The 16,239-nt window shown below is 74.7% G+C and carries 16 protein-coding genes; 11 read left to right on the top strand and 5 right to left on the bottom strand.

Annotation, left to right across the window (positions count from 1 at the left end; translation table 11 throughout):
- Nucleotides 1-167 precede the first annotated feature (167 nt).
- The 7 genes from BM314_RS26305 (at nt 168) to BM314_RS26275 (ending at nt 7,408) form a co-directional block, all read left to right on the top strand.
- Nucleotides 168-503 carry a hypothetical protein gene (locus BM314_RS26305; RefSeq protein ID WP_091981292.1) on the top strand — a complete coding sequence of 112 codons (336 nt, stop codon included), beginning with the start codon at nt 168-170 and terminating at the stop codon, nt 501-503.
- A 67-nt stretch (nt 504-570) separates the two neighbouring features.
- Nucleotides 571-1,437, top strand: coding sequence for an alpha/beta hydrolase (locus BM314_RS26300; RefSeq protein ID WP_082558081.1), 867 nt, complete (start codon nt 571-573; stop codon nt 1,435-1,437).
- A gap of 192 nt (nt 1,438-1,629) precedes the next feature.
- Nucleotides 1,630-3,555: a sensor histidine kinase gene (locus tag BM314_RS26295; protein WP_091981289.1), complete on the top strand. Its 1,926-nt coding sequence runs from the start codon at nt 1,630-1,632 to the stop codon at nt 3,553-3,555.
- 335 nt (nt 3,556-3,890) lie between these two features.
- Nucleotides 3,891-4,238 carry a hypothetical protein gene (locus tag BM314_RS26290; RefSeq protein WP_244540043.1) on the top strand — a complete coding sequence of 116 codons (348 nt, stop codon included), beginning with the start codon at nt 3,891-3,893 and terminating at the stop codon, nt 4,236-4,238.
- Between the two features lie 168 nt (nt 4,239-4,406).
- Complete coding sequence (locus tag BM314_RS26285) at nt 4,407-5,084, top strand: carbonic anhydrase (protein WP_020095513.1); 678 nt, start codon at nt 4,407-4,409, stop codon at nt 5,082-5,084.
- Nucleotides 5,085-5,086: 2 nt separating this feature from the next.
- Nucleotides 5,087-6,667, top strand: coding sequence for a SulP family inorganic anion transporter (locus BM314_RS26280; protein ID WP_244540042.1), 1,581 nt, complete (start codon nt 5,087-5,089; stop codon nt 6,665-6,667).
- A 366-nt stretch (nt 6,668-7,033) separates the two neighbouring features.
- Nucleotides 7,034-7,408: a hypothetical protein gene (locus tag BM314_RS26275; protein WP_091926290.1), complete on the top strand. Its 375-nt coding sequence runs from the start codon at nt 7,034-7,036 to the stop codon at nt 7,406-7,408.
- Between the two features lie 41 nt (nt 7,409-7,449).
- Here the strand turns inward: BM314_RS26275 and BM314_RS26270 are convergent, their stop codons facing one another.
- The 3 genes from BM314_RS26270 to BM314_RS26260 form a co-directional block, all read right to left on the bottom strand.
- Complete coding sequence (locus BM314_RS26270; protein WP_042674410.1) at nt 7,450-7,665, bottom strand: hypothetical protein; 216 nt, start codon at nt 7,663-7,665, stop codon at nt 7,450-7,452.
- A gap of 164 nt (nt 7,666-7,829) precedes the next feature.
- Nucleotides 7,830-8,489, bottom strand: coding sequence for a hypothetical protein (locus BM314_RS26265; protein WP_091981287.1), 660 nt, complete (start codon nt 8,487-8,489; stop codon nt 7,830-7,832).
- 122 nt (nt 8,490-8,611) lie between these two features.
- Nucleotides 8,612-9,706 carry a replication protein RepA gene (locus BM314_RS26260; protein WP_091677303.1) on the bottom strand — a complete coding sequence of 365 codons (1,095 nt, stop codon included), beginning with the start codon at nt 9,704-9,706 and terminating at the stop codon, nt 8,612-8,614.
- A gap of 905 nt (nt 9,707-10,611) precedes the next feature.
- Here BM314_RS26260 and BM314_RS26255 point away from each other — a divergent pair.
- Both BM314_RS26255 and BM314_RS26250 read left to right on the top strand, forming a co-directional pair.
- Nucleotides 10,612-11,457 (top strand): TrmH family RNA methyltransferase, encoded by an 846-nt coding sequence (locus BM314_RS26255; RefSeq protein WP_083916122.1) that lies wholly within the window; start codon nt 10,612-10,614, stop codon nt 11,455-11,457.
- A 176-nt stretch (nt 11,458-11,633) separates the two neighbouring features.
- The gene (locus BM314_RS26250) at nt 11,634-11,888 is read left to right on the top strand and encodes a hypothetical protein (protein ID WP_026605300.1); all 255 of its coding nucleotides are present in this window, start codon (nt 11,634-11,636) and stop codon (nt 11,886-11,888) included.
- Between the two features lie 275 nt (nt 11,889-12,163).
- Here the strand turns inward: BM314_RS26250 and BM314_RS26245 are convergent, their stop codons facing one another.
- Nucleotides 12,164-14,212 (bottom strand): methyl-accepting chemotaxis protein, encoded by a 2,049-nt coding sequence (locus BM314_RS26245; RefSeq protein ID WP_091981285.1) that lies wholly within the window; start codon nt 14,210-14,212, stop codon nt 12,164-12,166.
- Nucleotides 14,213-14,314: 102 nt separating this feature from the next.
- Entirely contained in the window at nt 14,315-14,674 is a 360-nt protein-coding gene (locus BM314_RS26240; RefSeq protein WP_042671335.1) for a winged helix-turn-helix transcriptional regulator, read from the bottom strand.
- 109 nt (nt 14,675-14,783) lie between these two features.
- On the opposite strand from BM314_RS26240, the gene BM314_RS26235 reads away from it, so the two are divergent.
- Both BM314_RS26235 and BM314_RS26230 read left to right on the top strand, forming a co-directional pair.
- Nucleotides 14,784-15,803, top strand: a complete 1,020-nt coding sequence (locus BM314_RS26235) for a zinc-binding alcohol dehydrogenase family protein (protein WP_091981283.1) — start codon at nt 14,784-14,786, stop codon at nt 15,801-15,803.
- A 10-nt stretch (nt 15,804-15,813) separates the two neighbouring features.
- Nucleotides 15,814-16,239 (top strand): cupin domain-containing protein, encoded by a 426-nt coding sequence (locus BM314_RS26230; RefSeq protein WP_042671331.1) that lies wholly within the window; start codon nt 15,814-15,816, stop codon nt 16,237-16,239.

The raw sequence follows: 16,239 nt of genomic DNA, 5'->3' as shown, positions 1-16,239 counted from the left end.
CCTCCCGAATCGGTTTCGGAGGGACGCGGCGTCCGCCGGAGTTCTCGGCCTTCCGGGGATCCAGGGCAATGCCCGGCGCCCGGCGGCGCAGACCCGGAACCGGGACGACGTTCGGGCGTAGCCGCCGGGTAGGGCACCTTCGGCCCGCTCGTCCCGGAGCCCCGACCATGCGTCCCGGTCCCGCCCCGATCCTCGCCGTCCTCCTGTCGACGCTCCTCTTGCCGACGCTCCTCCTGCCGACGGCCCCGCTGCTGGCCGCCCCGGCCGAGGCCCGCCGGCAGGCCGCGCCCCCCGCCGGGCGACCGCATCACCGCGCGGCCTCCGACATGGACCTGACCCTCGCCCGCATGGCGGCGCGCGACCGTCCGCTCTGGCGGGTCTGGCAGCGGCCCCGGCCCCTCGCCCGCACGGTCGCGCCGGCGACGCGCGAGCGGGTCGCGGCGCCGCCGCTCACGGGCTGGGGCTACGGCGGCACCGTCCCGGGTGCCGCGCCCGGCTTCTGAACCGCCTCGACCCGGGCCCGGCCGCCTGCCATGGTGCGGGCGACCGCAGCGGCCCGAGACGGACACGATGGTGCTGGAGTTCCGCCTGGACGATCCGACCCCCGCGGATCCGCGCCGCCGCTGGGACACCCTCGCGCAGGAGGCGCGGGACGCCTGCTACGACAACACCCGCGCGGTGGCCGACAGCGCCGCCCAGGTGGCCGCCCGGGACGCGGCCTCGGCCGCCTATCGGGCGGCGCATCCGGCCGGCCTCGACGTGCCCTACGGCCCCGGCGCCCGCAACGCCCTCGACCTCTACCCGGCGCGGGACGCGGCGGCGCCCTGCCTGGTCTTCATCCACGGGGGCTACTGGCAGCGGGGCGCCCGGGAGCTGTTCGCCTGCTTCGCGGAGGGCCCGAACGCCGCCGGCTGGTCGGTGGCGATGGTCGGCTACACCCTGGCGCCGGAGGCGGGCCTTTCCCGGATCGTGGCGGAGATCGGCGCGGCCCTCGACTGGCTGGCCGCCCACGGGGCCGCGCGCGGGATCCGCGGTCCCCTGATCCTGTCGGGCTGGTCGGCGGGCGGGCTGCTCACCGCGATGCAGCTCGGCCATCCGGCGGTGGCGGCGGGTCTGGCGATCTCCGGCGTCTACGACCTCGCGCCGATCCGCCAGACCTCCCTGGACGCCAAGCTGAGCCTCACCGACGGCGAGATCGAGACCCTGTCGCCCCTGCGGCTCCCGGTGATCGCGAAGCCGCTCTGCATCGCCTACGGCTCCCGCGAACTGCCGGCGCTGATCCACGACGCCCGCAACCTGCACGCCCTGCGGGCGGCGGCCCACGCCCCCGGCTCCCTGCTGCCGGTCCCCGGGGCCGAGCACTTCTCGGTGCTCGACGCCCTGCGCCGGCCGGGCGGGCTCCTGGTCCGGGCGGCCCACGCCCTTCTCGAGGACTGAGGCCCCGGCCGGCAGCCCGGACCGCACCCGGACGAGCCGGGGGGACGACGGGGTGCAGATTTGCAACTCCCGATAGAAATTCTGCATCGCCGAGGCCCGTTTCCGCCTTGCTGAGGCCTGCCCCGCGTGCTGAGACGGGATCGCGGGCACGATCTCCCTCCACCGGGAGCCGGCCGATCCCAGGGAGATCGGATGCAAGCGGTCGCGCGATCGGAATCCCTTGCGGCGCCCTGCGCCGGCGCCGCGGACCGGACCGGCCGCCGCGGCGGATGGCGTGACCGGTGGCGCGCGCCGCGGCTGCGCGTCGTGCTGGCCCTGGGTTTCGGCACGCTCGGCTTCCTGACGACCCTGACGCTCGCCGCCCTGGTGAGCCGCGAGGCGACCCGACGGCTCGAGGCGGAGGTCGGCGGCCAGCTCGCCGAGATCGCCGGTCAGATGGCCCGGGGCCTCGATATCGGGATGTTCGAGCGCTGGCGCGACATCCAGATCGCCGCCGCCTCGGACAGTCTGCGCGATCCCGGGACCGGAACGGCCGCCAAGCGCGCCGTGCTGGAGCGGCTCCAGGCGACCTACCCGGCCTACTCGATCATCGGGCTGATCGACGCCGACGGGCGCTTCTCCGTCACCAGCACCGGCGCCCTGGAGGGCGCCGACGTCTCCGGCCGCGACTATTTCCGCGGCGGCCGCGCGGGCCCCTACGTGGGCGACGTGCACCCGGCCAAGCTCCTCGAGGCGCTGATGCCCCCGGACGAGGCCGCCGCGCGCGCGGCGGCGCGCGAGCCCCTGCGGCTCCTCGACGTCGCGGCGCCGGTGCGGGCGCCGGACGGCCGCGTCCTCGGGGTGCTGGCCGCCCATCTCGACTGGACCTGGGCGCGCGACATGGCCCGCATCCTCGAGGCTGGCCTCCGGGGCCACCGCCAGGGCGCCGAGATCCTGATCCTGTCCCGCGACGGCACCGTGCTCCTCGGGCCGCCCGCCCTGCAGGGCGCCCCCCTGCCCCGCTCGGTCCTGGCGGGCGGCCGGCCCCTCGATCCGGAGGGCACGAGCCGGGTCGGCCCCTGGCCGGACGGCGCCGCGTATCTCAGCGCCCGCGCGTCCACGGCCGGCCACCGCGACTATCCGGGCCTCGGCTGGCAGGTGGTGGTGCGGCAGACGGCCGACCGGGCCCTGACCTCGGTGGCGGCCCTGCGCGGGGGCATCCTGGCGGCGGGCAGCGCGGTGGCCCTCGCGGCGGCGCTGCTCGCGTGGCTGCTCGCGGGTCTGATCGCCCGCCCCCTGCTGGATCTGGCGGTCGCCGCCGAGACCCTGGGCCGCGACCAGCCCCTGCCGACGCTGCCCCGCTCCCTCGTGCGCGAGGGCGCGACGATCGCCGACGCCCTCGCGGCGGCGGCGGACGAGCGGGCCCGGCGCGCCGAGACCCACCGGCTGCTGATCGACGAACTCAATCACCGGGTGAAGAATACCCTCGCCACCGTGCAGGCGATGGCGGCGCAGAGCCTGAAGAATCTGGGCGCCGGCGCGGCGGCCGGGCGCGACGCCTTCGAGGCGCGGCTCCTCGCCCTGTCGCGCGCCCACGACATCCTGACCCGCGAGAGCTGGGCGAGCGCGGATCTGCGCGGCATCGCCGCCCAGGCGGTGCGGCCCTTCCTGGGTCCGGACCCCGCGGGCGGCGATCCGTCGAACCGGGATTCCTCCGGTCGGGAGACTTCGGATCGTGACCCTGCGGACCGGGACGCTCCGGGTGCGAACACCCCGCGCATCACCCTGGACGGCCCCGACCTGCGGCTGCCGCCCGAGGGTGCCCTCGCGCTCACGATGATCCTGCACGAATTGTGCACCAACGCGGTCAAGCACGGCGCCCTGTCGGTTCCGGGCGGGCGGGCCGCGCTGGCCTGGACGGTGGAGGCGGGTCCCGACACCGAGACCCTGCGGCTGACCTGGCGCGAGTGCGGCGGCCCGCCGGTCGTCTCGCCGTCGCGGAGGGGGTTCGGCACCCGCCTGCTCGAGCGGGGCCTCGCCGGAGGCAGGACGGCCAGCCTCACCTACGAGGCCGGCGGCCTCGTCTACGTGGCGGCCAATCCCCTGCCCGTGACGCGTCTCCACACCGGACGGGCCTGACCCCGCTCCGGCCCGGGCGGCCGTCGTCCCAGCCTCACCCGATATCGCGCGCGTCCGCGTTGCGAGGGCGGCCGCGCGGCCCTGCGCGCCGCGGACACGCTCCTGAAGGACACGCTCCGCGCCGTCGGCGCCAGATCTGTCCTTAATCCCGGCCCCTCTCTCAAGAAGGACAAAGACGTGCGCGGACGCACACGATAGTACTTACGCCACGGATTAAAGCTTTCGTCGATACAATGTGCCGATGCGCACACGCTATTCCGAAAATGTAGACTAGGGTCGACTTATCGGCAGGGATGCGGTGTCCCTCGCCACAAGTCGAACAGCGAGGAAACGTCATGATCCAGTCCCGCACCCAGTCCCGACATCTCTCGGTTCGCGGCCGCGCGGCCGGTCCCGCCTTCGGCCTCGCCCTCCTGGCCGGGATCCTCGGAGCGCCCCTGGCGGCGCAGGCGGGCGAAGGCGGCGGCGGGAGCCGTCAGGCCGCCGGCGGCGGCCACATGAGCTCCTACATCAACGACCCGCACCACGACCCGCGCTCGCTGCACTCGCAGCGCTCCGGGTCCGGGCAGCTCCTCGGGGCGCCGATGATTCACGACAGGGCCGGGGCCACCGTGGCGCGCGGCCAGGTCGTCGACCCGCACTGGGCCTCCGGAACCGCGGAGCGCCGCCGGGTCCGTCGCTGAGACGTCGGAGGCCGGGCCTCCGACGCGACACCCGACACGTCACCCGACACCGAGACCCGCCGCCCGGCCCCTCCGGCCGGGCGGAGCCGACCGAACACCGCTGCGCGCTCCGGCGCATCGCCCTTCCCCGTTCTCGCCTTCCGGTTCTCCCGGCCTCAGGGACCCTTCATGAACAACCTCATCCAGGGCATCGCCAGCTTCCAGGGCAGCGTCTTCCCCGGCCAGCGGCAGATGTACCAGCAGCTGGTGCGCGACGGTCAGCACCCGAGCGCGCTGATCATCGCCTGCGCGGATTCCAGGGTCTCGCCCGAGCACATCACCCAGGCGGGACCCGGAGACCTGTTCGTCTGCCGCAACGCCGGCAACATCGTGCCCCCGGCCTCCGACGTGGTCGGCGGCGTCTCCTCGGCGATCGAGTACGCCGTGGTGGCCCTCGGCGTGCGCGACATCGTGGTCTGCGGCCACTCGGATTGCGGCGCCATGAAGGGGCTGATGAACCGGGACCTGCTCAAGCGGATGCCCAGCGTCGCGGCCTGGTTGCGCCACGCCGAGGCCGCCGAGCGGATCGTCTGCGAGGCCTATCCCGAGGGGATGGACGCCCAGGCCCGCCACCACGCCCTGGCCCTGGAGAACGTGGTGGTCCAGCTCGCCAATCTGCGCACCCATCCGAGCGTCGCCGCCGCCCTGGCCAAGGGATCCCTGCGGCTGCACGGCTGGTTCTTCGAGATCGAGACCGGTGCCCTCCTGGCCTACGACGGCGCGAGCGGGCAATTCCGGCCGATCGCCGGGGCCGACATGCCCGTGGCGCAGGATTCCTCCGCCAGCAGCCGCCTGCAGGCGGCCTGACCATGCGCGCCCCCGGCCGCCTGACCACGAGCCTGCAGAGCGCCCTCGCCCCGGACGGCGCCGTCCGGGCGAGCCTCGCCCGGGACCTGCCCGCCTCCGTGGTGGTCTTCCTGGTGGCGCTGCCCCTGTGCATGGGCATCGCCATCGCGTCCGGCGTGCCGCCGGAGCGCGGCCTCATCACCGGCATCGTCGGCGGCATCGTGGTCGGCCTCCTCGCCGGCTCGCCGCTCCAGGTCAGCGGGCCCGCCGCCGGGCTCGCCGTGATCGTCTACGGGTTCGTGCAGGCGCACGGTCTCGACGCCCTGGGTCCCGTCCTGGTGGTGGCGGGCCTCGTCCAGCTCGTCGCCGGCGCCCTGCGGGTCGGCGGCTGGTTCCGGGCGATCTCGCCGGCCGTGGTGCACGGCATGCTGGCCGGCATCGGGATCCTGATCGTGCTGGCCCAGATCCACGTCCTGACCGACGCCCTCCCCCGGGCGAGCGGCCTCGACAACCTCGTGGCGATCCCGGCCGCGTTCTTCAACTTCGTCAGCGGCACGGGCGACCGCACCGGGGCCGTGATCGTCGGCGGGATCACCATCGCGGCGATGATCGCCTGGGAGCGGCTGCGCCCGGCGCGGCTCCGGCTCCTGCCCGGGGCGCTCGTCGGCGTGCTGGCGGGCAGCCTCGTGGCGGGATTCGGGGATCTCGCCGTCAAGCGCGTGGCGGTGCCGGAGGCCCTGTTCTCCGGCCTCGCCCTGCCGGCGGCCGAATCCTGGGCGCGCCTCGCCGAGGCCGAGATCCTGATCATGGCCCTGGTGATCGCGGTGATCGCCAGCGCCGAGAGCCTGCTCTCGGCGGCCGCCGTCGACCGGATGCACGACGGTCCCCGCACCCAGTTCAACCGGGAACTCGGCGCGCAGGGCATCGGCAACCTGATCTGCGGGCTCGCCGGCGCGCTGCCGATGACCGGGGTGATCGTGCGCTCGTCGGCCAACGTGCAGGCGGGCGCCGTCAGCCGCGCCGCCACGGTGATGCACGGGACCTGGATCCTGGCGTTCCTGCTGGTGCTGCCCTGGCTGCTGGCCCTGGTGCCGACCGCGAGCCTCGCCGGCATCCTGGTGGTCACCGGCTGGCGGCTGGCGAGCCCGGCCCACGCCCTGCACCTGCAGGCCCGCTACGGCTGGCTGACCGCGGCGATCTGGCTCGCCACGATGGCCACCGTGGTGGCGGTGGACCTGCTCACCGGGGTGCTCACCGGCCTCGCCCTGAGCCTGATCCAGGCCCTGCCGAGCCTGCGCAAGGGACGGCTCCGGATCGAGCACGCGGCGGCCCCCGAAGTGCCCGGCGTGCCGGAGCTGCGCCTGTCGGGGGCGGCGACCTTCCTGCAGCTGCCGAGCCTCACGGCGGCCCTGGAGCGGACCCCCGCGGGCGGCGAGGTCCGCCTCGCCACCGACAACCTCGCGGCCATCGACCACACCTGCCTGGAGATGATCGGCGACTGGGCGAGCCGGCGCAGCGCCGGCGGCAGCCGGATCGCGGTGGTGGGCGGGTCGGGTGTCCCGCACGACCGGCTCGCCGCCGCGGTGGCGGCCCCGGCGCACTGAGGACCCTGGCGCCCTCCGCCGGCGGCGAGACCCGTCGGGCGGAGGGCGCGCCGCCCACGCGGGGCGGTTCGCGGCGACACGGCCCGAACCGACGGCCCGAAACGACGGCGCGGAGCCGTTCCCGGCGCGATCGGGAGCGGCTCCGCGCCGCGTCCGCACCCGGTCGCCGGGCCTCCATTCCCGGACGACGGCGGCCCGCCGCGCGGGCCGTCAAGGCTGTCCGCCTCCGGGGAGACGGCGATCTTCAAAACCGGTTAATCCTGAATCTTCGCGCCCCTTTAACGAGCGGGAGGCCAGACTCAGCCTCACGGCAGGTCCGGCCCGCGGGACCGGCCGGCGGAATGGTTCTCGTCAGGAGCTTCGTCGATGATCAGGTTCCTCGCGGCCTCGGCCGCCTGCCTGGTCCTGTGCGGCGCCGCGGCGGCGCAGGACATGCCCGGCCTCGCGACCCTGAGCCCGCCCGACCCGGTGCAACCGGTGGCGGCGAGCCCCGCGCTCCCGGCACCGGACGGCGCGGTCGCGCCGGGATCGCGAGCGGAGGCCGGCCCCGATCCGGTCGCGCTCCGGCCCGCGCCCGGCCGGGTGCCCGTCGGCAGCCTCACCCTCCGCGGCACCGCCGCCGACCCCGCGCAGACGACCGCCAGCCTGAAGGTTCCGGCGACCGGCCCCGGCGCGTCCAAGCCCTGGTGCGCGCAGGAGCGCCGGATCGGCACCGGTCAGGGCTTCTGCCTGGTCAACTGAGCGGCCCCTGATGGGCCAAGCGGCCGGATCGGGCGGCCGGATCAGGAGGCCGCGTAGACGGTGACCTCGTCGAAGGTTCCGCCTTCCGGCGCGTCGTCGAGGGAAGCGACGAGAAGCACCAGCACGGCCGCGCCGACCGCCGTGACGGCGAGGAGCCGCGTGATCAGATCGGCGTGGGCGCGGGCGACGTGGATCAGCGCGCAGCCGAGCATGAAGGCGCAGACCTGCGTGGCCGGCGCGGCGAGCGCCGCGGTCATCGCGCCCGCCCGATCATCCGATCACGGCCGATCCTGTCCATGCACGTCCTCCCCGGCCGGGACGCCGTCTGCCGGCGCGCAGCCAAGCAGATCGCCCGTCGCGGCGCCCCCCAATATGGGGGAGCCGGCGGGGTCCGGCCTCACGTCTTCGTGACCGGCGCCCCTCAGGCGGGCTCCGGCCCCGGCCATGCCGGGGCGGATCCCGGGATGGATGCCAGGGCGTAGGTGGCCTCGGCGACCCGGTTCAGGGGGCCGCCCGGCCCGGACCGCTTCCACAGGCGCGTGTTCAGGGCCGCCACCGGATCCCGGCCGGGAAGGGTGAAGCCCTGCCCGGCGAGCACCTCCAGGATCTCGGCCGCGTGCAGCGGCCGGCCCGCCCGCGCGATCGCCGCGCAGGCCGCCTGCACCAAGGCCCGGCCGTAGCGGCGGGCGCCGGCGGCGTCCTCCGTGAAGGCGATCGCCGGCGGGATCGGTCCGGCGGCGCCGACGGGACCGGGCGCCCCCGCGGACCGCGCCGCCGGACCGGCCCGCGCGCCCCAGTGCCCGGGGGCCGCGCCCGCCGCGTCGGCAAGCGATCCGGACCGGGCCTCTAGGACGTCCCGTACGTCCCGCCCCCGCGGCGGCTCGTCGGCCGGGTCTCGGCGTGGCCCTGCCGGCGGATCGGGCTTCGGGGCCGGGTCCGGCCGCGCGTCCGCTCCGCCGGCCGCGAGCCGGCGGCCGAGTTCCTGGTAGAGGACGAGATCGGCGATCTCCCGATCGAGCGCCTCGCGCTGGCGTCGCAGCGCGGCGAGCCGCGCCGCGATCTCGGAATCCGACAGGGCCACGTGATGTTCCTTCCAGGCGGACGGAACACATATCTCATTCCGCGCCATTCAGGGAATAGCCACCGTCACATATTCCGTCAGGCCGCCATTCCCTGAGGGAATGAGAGGCAACGATCCCTGTTCTATTCCTTGAGGCGTTTCCGTATTCCCTTAGCCGCAGGGCGAGGCGGCACGAGCAGCGTGCTGGGATCGGCCGGGTGCAGGGTCAGCCCGCCGTCGTCGAGCACCAGCGGCAGCCGCGGAAACACCTCGCGCAGATGCGCGAGATCGGCCTTGAACGCCTGGCGGAAGCTGCGGATCGAGGCGTTCTCGGCCCCGAACTGCGCGTGGAGGTTGGCCCAGGTCAGGCGGAGCGGCCGCTGCAGGGACCGCAGGCGGTAGCCGGTCCAGAACAGCAGGTCGAGCTTGCGCGCCGAGCCCGAGAAGGCCCGGGCCGCCCGCAGGTCCACCGGCAGGGCGTGCCGGATCAGGGTCTCGTAGAATTCGGGATCGAAGCGCACCGTGCGGCCGGCCTCGTCGTCCCCCTCCCCGGCGCGGGGGCGCCACAATTCCAGGCTGCGGAACGGCGGCACGTTGAGGGTGGTCGCGCTGTCGCGCCCGTCCCAGAGGCCGATCTGCATGGAGCAGGCGGCCAGCCGGTTCAGCTGCTCCTTGAACTGGCGGATGGTGCCCCGCTCGCCCCCCGTGACCGCGAAGCCCATCTCCCGCATGAAGCCCGACAGGGTCTCGGCCACCTTCACGGTGGGGCTGCGCTGGCGCACGGCCTCGGTGCAGAGGTGCAGCAGCACCAGCCGGGCCTTCGGGCCGTAGGGCAGCCCCTGGGGCTCGAAGGCGCCGGTCTCCGGGTCCTTGATCCGGCCGGCGATCAGGTTGAGCGAGTTGCGGCCGTAGCTGCGGGAGAATTCCCGCACCGGCCCGGGGTCCCGGTAGGGCAGGCCGCACAGCGCCAGGACCGAGTGGATGTGCTGGAGGCTCGACGGGACGGCCGGCTCGTTCTCGATCACGAGGCGCACCGCGTCGCGGCGGCGCTGGTCGCGGGACAGCCCGGCCCGGCGGCTCTCCTCCTCCCCCAGGAGGGCGGCCTGTGCGTCGCGCTCGCGCTGACGGTGCAGCACGTGCTCGACGATCTGCGCGAACAGGAAGCCGCCGCGCGCCGCCTCGATCTCGGCCCGCAGGTCCGGGTCGTGGATCCCGGCGATCTTCTCCTCGATGCTCATCGCCCCTCGGCCCGCGGTACACGGGCCGTCGATCCGCCAGGCGGACGGACGGCCCGATCCTGCCATGCCACGATTCGCCCGCCGCGGCCCCCGTCCGATCGGCCTTGTCCCGGCAATCCACGCTTCCCCGGTCGCGGGGACGCGCCCGAAAGCGGGCCGACACTGCTCCCTTCACGGCCGGCTCCCGGGCCGGCACGCGCAGAGTTCGATACGGGACCCGCTCCCCCGGCGATCCCACGCAGAGTTCGATACGCGGGACCGCTCGGTGTCCGTCCCCGTTATTCACCGCTCCGGGCCCGGATTCGCGCCGAATCGGATACGCCGCCGCGCAGATTCCGATACGCCGACCGGCCGTCCGGGCGCAGAATCGGATACGCCGCGACGCAGAGTCCGATGCGGGCCGGCGCAGAGTCGAATGCGCGAATGCAGGCCAAGCCCCTGGCACAGATGCGGAATTCGCCACCCCATATAACTTGCTGAACTGACTCTCTGAGAGATTCGTCCAGATAATCTTCCTACTGCGGACCAGCCCGTTCGTTCTGAAGAACGACCGTGTCGCGCCCGCACATGCACAGGTCACAAAGGGAATATGAGTTCGTTTTCCACATTCCTACGCGGGAGGACCGTCCCGACTTGACGGGTCGGCGACGGAATCCGGTGCCGTGCCGGCGCGCTCCGTCGATCGTCCTGGCCCTGGATCCCCGAGGGCTGCCGGGAGTTCCCGGTGTGATGCCGGCTTGACGCGCGCGATCCCGCCCGGTTTCTCGGCTCCTTCCGACAGGGCCCTCAGAGAAGAGCGCGCCGATGCCCCCCTTGCCCGAATTCGTCTGGCCCAGCCTCGCCCGACCCAGCCTCGCCCGGCCCAGCCTCGCCCGACCCAGGGCCCCTTCGCCGATCGCGGCCCGATGACGGATCGCCGCGACGACGCCCGGCCGCCCGGCGGCCGCCCCGCCCGGCCCCGCCCGCACGGGCCCCGGCGCCCCGCCCCCCGGTCCGGAGGTCGCCCGGGCGGGGCGTCCCGCCCGTGGGAGGAGGGCGGCGACGGGCCGACCGTGCTCTACGGCTGGCATCCCGTGGTGCAGGCCCTGGGCAACGCCCAGCGCGGCCTGCACCGGCTGCTCGCCACCGAGAACGCGGCCGCGCGGCTGGAGGCCGAGTTCGGCGGCGCCGTGCGGATCACCCCGGAGCTGGTGCGGCCGAGCGACATCGGCCGCCTGCTCGGCCCGGACGCCGTCCATCAGGGCCTGTACCTGGAGGCCGAGCCCCTGCCCGCGCCCGGCCTCGACGACCTGCCCGCCGACGCGCTGCTGCTGGCGCTCGACCAGATCACGGACCCGCACAATGTCGGGGCGATCGTGCGCACCGCCGCGGCCTTCGGGGTCGCCGGGATCGTCACCACGGCGCGCCACGCGCCGGGCGCCACCGGAGTCCTGGCGAAATCCGCCTCCGGCGGCCTGGAGCACGTGCCCTTCGTGACCGTCCGGAACCTCGCCGAGGCCCTGATCGCCCTGGGCGAGCGCGGCTTCACCCGGGTCGGCCTCGATTCGGACGCGCCCGAGAGCCTCGACGCGCTGACGATCGCGCGGCCGCTGGTGATCGTGCTGGGCGCCGAGGGCAAGGGCCTGCGCGAGCGGACCCGGGGCTGCTGCGACGTCCTGGCCCGGATCCCCTTCTCGGGCGCGATCCGCAGCCTCAACGTCTCGAACGCCGCCGCCATCACCCTCTACGCCCTCGGCCGCGCGAGAGACTGACAGGGGAGCGACAGGAACCCGACGGGGACGCGGCCGGACCGGCACCCGATCGGTCCCGGCGAGACACGTTCGGAAACACGGAACCGCCACCGGAAGCCCTTCTTCCGCCTAGGCAATCTTCGCAACTTCCCGTAGAATAAGTCGCGAGGGGGGCGTCGTCTCGAGGGCTGCGCCGGATGTTGGACGATGCGTTTACCTACGGCGGTTGGGTCCTCGGCCTGATCGCCGTCGGCGTGTGGATCTGGCTCGCGCGGCGCGCCTTCCCGAGTTTCGAATCCTTCGTGACGGGCTTCGACGACGAGCTCCAGCTCGGCGCCAGCCCGGAGGAGCGCGCGCGCAGCGCGCGCTGGCGTCAGGTCCGTCAGGCCGCCATGGCCCTGACGGCCGTCGCGGCCCTGTGTCTGTCGATCGGCTTCGCGATTCCCGACTGATTCTCGACGGGGCCGGAAACCGGGAGGTGATCCGGCCCGGATCCCGCGCTGAAGCCCCGGGGTTCCGGGCGTGCACCGTCCCCGTGCCCTCTCGCGGCCGGCGCGGAGCCTTCGTGGCGGTCGGCGCGTTCGGCCTCGAAGCCCTGGATCGCCGTGCCGCCCAGGGAGCGCGGCGTGTCGTGGCGGCCGCAAGCCCGTCATCGGATTCCCGGGCCGCCTCGCGCCGAGACGGTTCCCGACGCCGCCAGGGGGCTCGACCCGCCGGAAGCCTCTCTTCAGGCCGCGCGGACCCGGGCCAGGAAGCCTTCGACGGCGCCGCGCAGGTCGCCCGCCTGCCGGGACAGGTCGGCGGCCGCCCGCAGCACCTGGGCGGAGCCCTGGCTCGCCGTGCCGGCCGCCGCGCCGACACCCGCCATGTGGCCCGAGACGCCGCGTGTGTCCTGCGAGGTCTGCGCGGTGGTCCGGGCGATCTCCGCGGTGGCCGCGCCCTGCTGCTCGACCATGGCGGCGATCTCGGCGCCGATCCGCGCGAGGTCGCGGATCACCGCCGTGATGCCGCCGATCGACCGGACCGAGGCCTCGGTCGATCCGGTGATCTCCGCGACCTTGCCGGCGATCTCCTCGGTGGCCCTGGCGGTCTGCTCCGCGAGCGTCTTGACCTCGGCGGCCACCACCGCGAAGCCGCGGCCGGCCTCCCCGGCGCGGGCCGCCTCGATGGTGGCGTTGAGCGCCAGCAGGTTGGTCTGGCCGGCGATCTGCGAGATGATCGCGACGATCTCCCCGATGCTGCCGGCCGCCTGGGCGAGGCGGTGGACTTCCCCGGCCATGCCGTCGGCGCTCCGCGTGGCGTTCGCCGCGAGGTCCGCCGAGGACCCGACCTGCACGCCGATCTCCCGGACCGAGGCGGTGAGCTCCTCGGTGGCCGCCGCCACCGTGTCGGCCGAGCGGGCGGCCGAATCGGCCGACACCGCCACCGCCCGACTCAGATCGGTCGTGTCCTGGGCGGCCCGCGCCATCCCGTGCGCGGAGGCCTCCAGCTGGGCCGCCGCCGCCGAGACGGCCTCGACGATCCCGCCGACCTGGCGCTCGAAGCTGTCGGCGAGGCCGAGGGCGGCCGCGCGCTGGGCCGCCGCGGTCTCGGCGGCGAGCCGCTCCTGCGCGGCCCGGGCCGCCCGGCGCTCGGCGACGCTGTCGCGGAACGCCAGGGCGGCCGCGGCGATCGCCCGGACCTCGCGCGGCCCGCCGGTCGGGATGGTCAGGTCGGCCGTGCCCGCGTCCCGGCCGATCGCGGTCAGCACCCCGGCCATCCGGGAGAGCGGCCGGGCGATGGCCGTGCCGAGCCAGACCGCGAGGCCGGCCGAGAGGGCGAACAGGGCGAGCCCGCCGGCGGCCCAGAGGGCCAGCATCCGCTCGGCGCGGGCGTGCGCCGCCCCCGCGGCCGCCACCAGGTCGGCGGTGAGCCGATCCTCCACGCCCTTGAGGGCGTCGATCCGCTGCGTGGCGAGGCGGAACCACCCCGGCGCGTCGCGGAAGGCCGGGGGCGTCCCCGGCATCGTCTCCTGCACGCCCGCGCGCAGGCGGGCGACCGCGCGGGACGGCTCGGTCGCCTCCGCGGCGTCGAGCAGGCTCGCCTGCCCCGCTTCGGCGCCGGCCCGGAACAGGCCGGCATAGGTCGCCTGGTCGGCCGCGAGGGTCGCGAGGCGGCGGGCGGCCGCGAGGTCGAGGGTGCCGGAGGCGAAGACTGCCGAGGCGGCGGCCCGCTCCTGGCCGGCGGCCTCCTTCAGCGCCAGGAAGGCCGCGTAGGCGTTCGCCCGGGCGGCGAGGCCGGCCTCGTCGATCGCGCCGCCCATGGCCCGCACCAGGCCGAGCCCCTCCCCGATCAGGCCCGTGTAGTAGGCCACGGCCTGCGGCGGGGCCGCCGTCAGGGCGTCGACCGCCCGGCGCTGCGCGGCCAGCCCGGTGAGCGCCCGCGCGAAGCCCTCACCGCGCGCCTGGAAGACCGGCCCGAAGCCCGTCGCGGCCTTCATGGCCTCGGGAAGCCCGGCGAGAGCCGCGTCGGTGCGCACGCGCTGGGCCGCCAGTTCCGGGCCGAACTGCGCGCCCTTCGCGCCCAGGAACAGGCTCGAGGCGCCGCGCTCCCGCTGGGCCTCGTGCACGAAGGCGCTGATCCGGGAGGCGAGGCCGACCAGGCCCTCCACCCGGCCCATCTCGGCGCGGCGCGCCCACTGGTCCGACACGGCGAGGCCCGCCGCCCCCGCGAAGGCGAGGCACGGGGCGAGCGCCACCGCCAGGATGCGGGCGCGGAGCGAGGCGAGGATCGGCATCGGAAGTTCTGGAACCGTCCGGCGGGAGATGCGCCACCTTCCGGCCAAGTCATAAAGATCCGGTTATGTGGTCGCGCCCATATTCGGCACCGGTTTGCCCAATCAGGCGGCGTTTTGAGTCGTATCTGCCAATTCCGCGTGCAGATCACCCCAGGTCTTCAGCGCGCGGATGACCGGATCGAGGGACCGCCCCCGCTCGGTCAGGCTGTATTCCACCTTCGGAGGAACCTCAGCGTAGACCGTCCGGGTGATCAGGCCGTCGGATTCCATTTCGCGCAGCTGGTTGGTGAGCATGCGCTGGGTCACGCTGGCGAGGCGCCGCCGGATCTCGTTGAAGCGCAGGGTCCCCTCCAGCAGGTGGTAGAGGATCACGCCCTTCCACTTGCCGTCGATGAGCCGGAGCGTCGCCTCGACGGCGCAGCCGGGGCTGCAGGCGCCCGTGTGGCGGCGGGTGCGGGGCATGGGCTGTCTCCGACGGTATCATTTCCGGCACTAGTGGCGTTTTATGTGCGTACTTGCGGCCCGTGAAGGCGGGCGGCATCTCCTGCGGCGACACTCCGAGGAGATCACCATGCGCGCCGTCGGCTACCGCAAGTCCCTGCCGATCACCGATCCCGAGGCCCTGGTCGACCTCGACCTGCCCCAGCCCGAGCCCGGCCCGCGCGACCTGCTGGTGAAGGTCGAGGCGGTCTCGGTGAACCCGGTCGACACCAAGGTCCGGCGGCGGGCCGAGCCGGAGGAAGGCGGCACCAAGGTGCTCGGCTGGGACGCGGCCGGCACCGTCGTCGCCGCCGGCGCGGAGGTCCAGGGTTTCGCCGCGGGCGACGCGGTGTTCTACGCGGGCGACCTCACCCGGCCGGGGACGAACGCCGAATACCATTGCGTCGATGCCCGCATCGTCGGGCACAAGCCGGAGAGCCTCGACTGGGCGCAGGCCGCCGCCCTGCCGCTCACCGCGATCACCGCCTGGGAGACCCTGTTCGACCGGCTCGACGGGGACAAGCCGGTGCCGGGCGCGGCCCCGGCGATCCTGATCGTCGGCGGCGCGGGGGGCGTCGGCTCGGTGGCGATCCAGCTCGCCCGGGAACTCACCGACCTCACCGTGATCGCCACCGCGTCGCGGCCTGAGACGGCGGCCTGGTGCCGGGACCTCGGCGCCCACCACGTGGTCGACCATTCCAGATCCCTGGCGGCGGAGGTGGCGGCCCTGGGGATCGGCGCGCCGGGCCTCGTCTTCTCCACGACCAGCACCGACGCCCACCTCGCCGCGATCGTGGAGCTGATCGCCCCGCAGGGCCGCCTCGCCCTGATCGACGATCCGGAGCGCCTCGACGTCGGGCTCCTCAAGCGCAAGAGCCTGTCGCTCCACTGGGAGTTCATGTTCACCCGCTCGATGTTCGCCACCGCCGACATCGCCGCCCAGGGGGCGCTCCTCGACGAGATATCCCGCCTCGTTGATTCCGGGCGCCTGCGCACCACCCTGGGGGAGCATTACGGGCGGATCGACGCCGCGAACCTGCGGCGCGCCCACGCGCTGGTCGAGAGCGGGCGCGCCAGGGGGAAGATCGTGCTCGAAGGGTTTTCCGATTGAGGAGGACGTGATGGCGGACGCGGCGGGGACCGGCCTCTTCGACGTGACGGCGCTGGCGGCGGGTCTGCCCGACAGCGCCGAGACCCTCTTGGTCGACACCTACCTGACCGACCGGGAGGCGGCGAGCGCCCGGGTGTTCCGGATCTACCGGCCGACCCCGCCGCACTATCACGCCACCTGCGACGAGTACCTCTACTGCCTCTCGGGCCGGGGCCGGGTCTGGCTGGGCGATCCGGCCGCCGAGACGGCGTTCGGCCCGGGCCAGCTCCTGTTCTTCGAGAAGGGCACGGTCCACGCGATGCCGGCGCTCGAGCCCGGGGACCCGGTGGTGTTCCTGTCGATCGACACGCCCCGGCGGGCGCCGACCGACATCGTCTTCGTGAACCCGGAGGACGGGACGCCCGCCACCTTCATGGCGCGCAACGCCGAGGCGTGA

Origin of the sequence: Methylobacterium sp. 13MFTsu3.1M2, assembly GCF_900112625.1 — a bacterium.
Classification (GTDB): Bacteria; Pseudomonadota; Alphaproteobacteria; order Rhizobiales; family Beijerinckiaceae; genus Methylobacterium.
This window is presented reverse-complemented; position numbering and strand designations above follow the sequence as displayed.

What these genes read in the sequence shown, in the direction of transcription:
- BM314_RS26305 (WP_091981292.1), top strand. Translation starts at nt 168, where the DNA reads ATGCGTCCCGGTCCCGCCCCGATCCTCGCCGTCCTCCTGTCGACGCTC.
- BM314_RS26300 (WP_082558081.1), top strand. Translation starts at nt 571, where the DNA reads ATGGTGCTGGAGTTCCGCCTGGACGATCCGACCCCCGCGGATCCGCGC.
- BM314_RS26295 (WP_091981289.1), top strand. Translation starts at nt 1,630, where the DNA reads ATGCAAGCGGTCGCGCGATCGGAATCCCTTGCGGCGCCCTGCGCCGGC.
- BM314_RS26290 (WP_244540043.1), top strand. Translation starts at nt 3,891, where the DNA reads ATGATCCAGTCCCGCACCCAGTCCCGACATCTCTCGGTTCGCGGCCGC.
- BM314_RS26285 (WP_020095513.1), top strand. Translation starts at nt 4,407, where the DNA reads ATGAACAACCTCATCCAGGGCATCGCCAGCTTCCAGGGCAGCGTCTTC.
- BM314_RS26280 (WP_244540042.1), top strand. Translation starts at nt 5,087, where the DNA reads ATGCGCGCCCCCGGCCGCCTGACCACGAGCCTGCAGAGCGCCCTCGCC.
- BM314_RS26275 (WP_091926290.1), top strand. Translation starts at nt 7,034, where the DNA reads ATGATCAGGTTCCTCGCGGCCTCGGCCGCCTGCCTGGTCCTGTGCGGC.
- BM314_RS26270 (WP_042674410.1), bottom strand. Translation starts at nt 7,665, where the DNA reads ATGACCGCGGCGCTCGCCGCGCCGGCCACGCAGGTCTGCGCCTTCATG.
- BM314_RS26260 (WP_091677303.1), bottom strand. Translation starts at nt 9,706, where the DNA reads ATGAGCATCGAGGAGAAGATCGCCGGGATCCACGACCCGGACCTGCGG.
- BM314_RS26255 (WP_083916122.1), top strand. Translation starts at nt 10,612, where the DNA reads ATGACGGATCGCCGCGACGACGCCCGGCCGCCCGGCGGCCGCCCCGCC.
- BM314_RS26250 (WP_026605300.1), top strand. Translation starts at nt 11,634, where the DNA reads ATGTTGGACGATGCGTTTACCTACGGCGGTTGGGTCCTCGGCCTGATC.
- BM314_RS26245 (WP_091981285.1), bottom strand. Translation starts at nt 14,212, where the DNA reads ATGCCGATCCTCGCCTCGCTCCGCGCCCGCATCCTGGCGGTGGCGCTC.
- BM314_RS26240 (WP_042671335.1), bottom strand. Translation starts at nt 14,674, where the DNA reads ATGCCCCGCACCCGCCGCCACACGGGCGCCTGCAGCCCCGGCTGCGCC.
- BM314_RS26235 (WP_091981283.1), top strand. Translation starts at nt 14,784, where the DNA reads ATGCGCGCCGTCGGCTACCGCAAGTCCCTGCCGATCACCGATCCCGAG.
- BM314_RS26230 (WP_042671331.1), top strand. Translation starts at nt 15,814, where the DNA reads ATGGCGGACGCGGCGGGGACCGGCCTCTTCGACGTGACGGCGCTGGCG.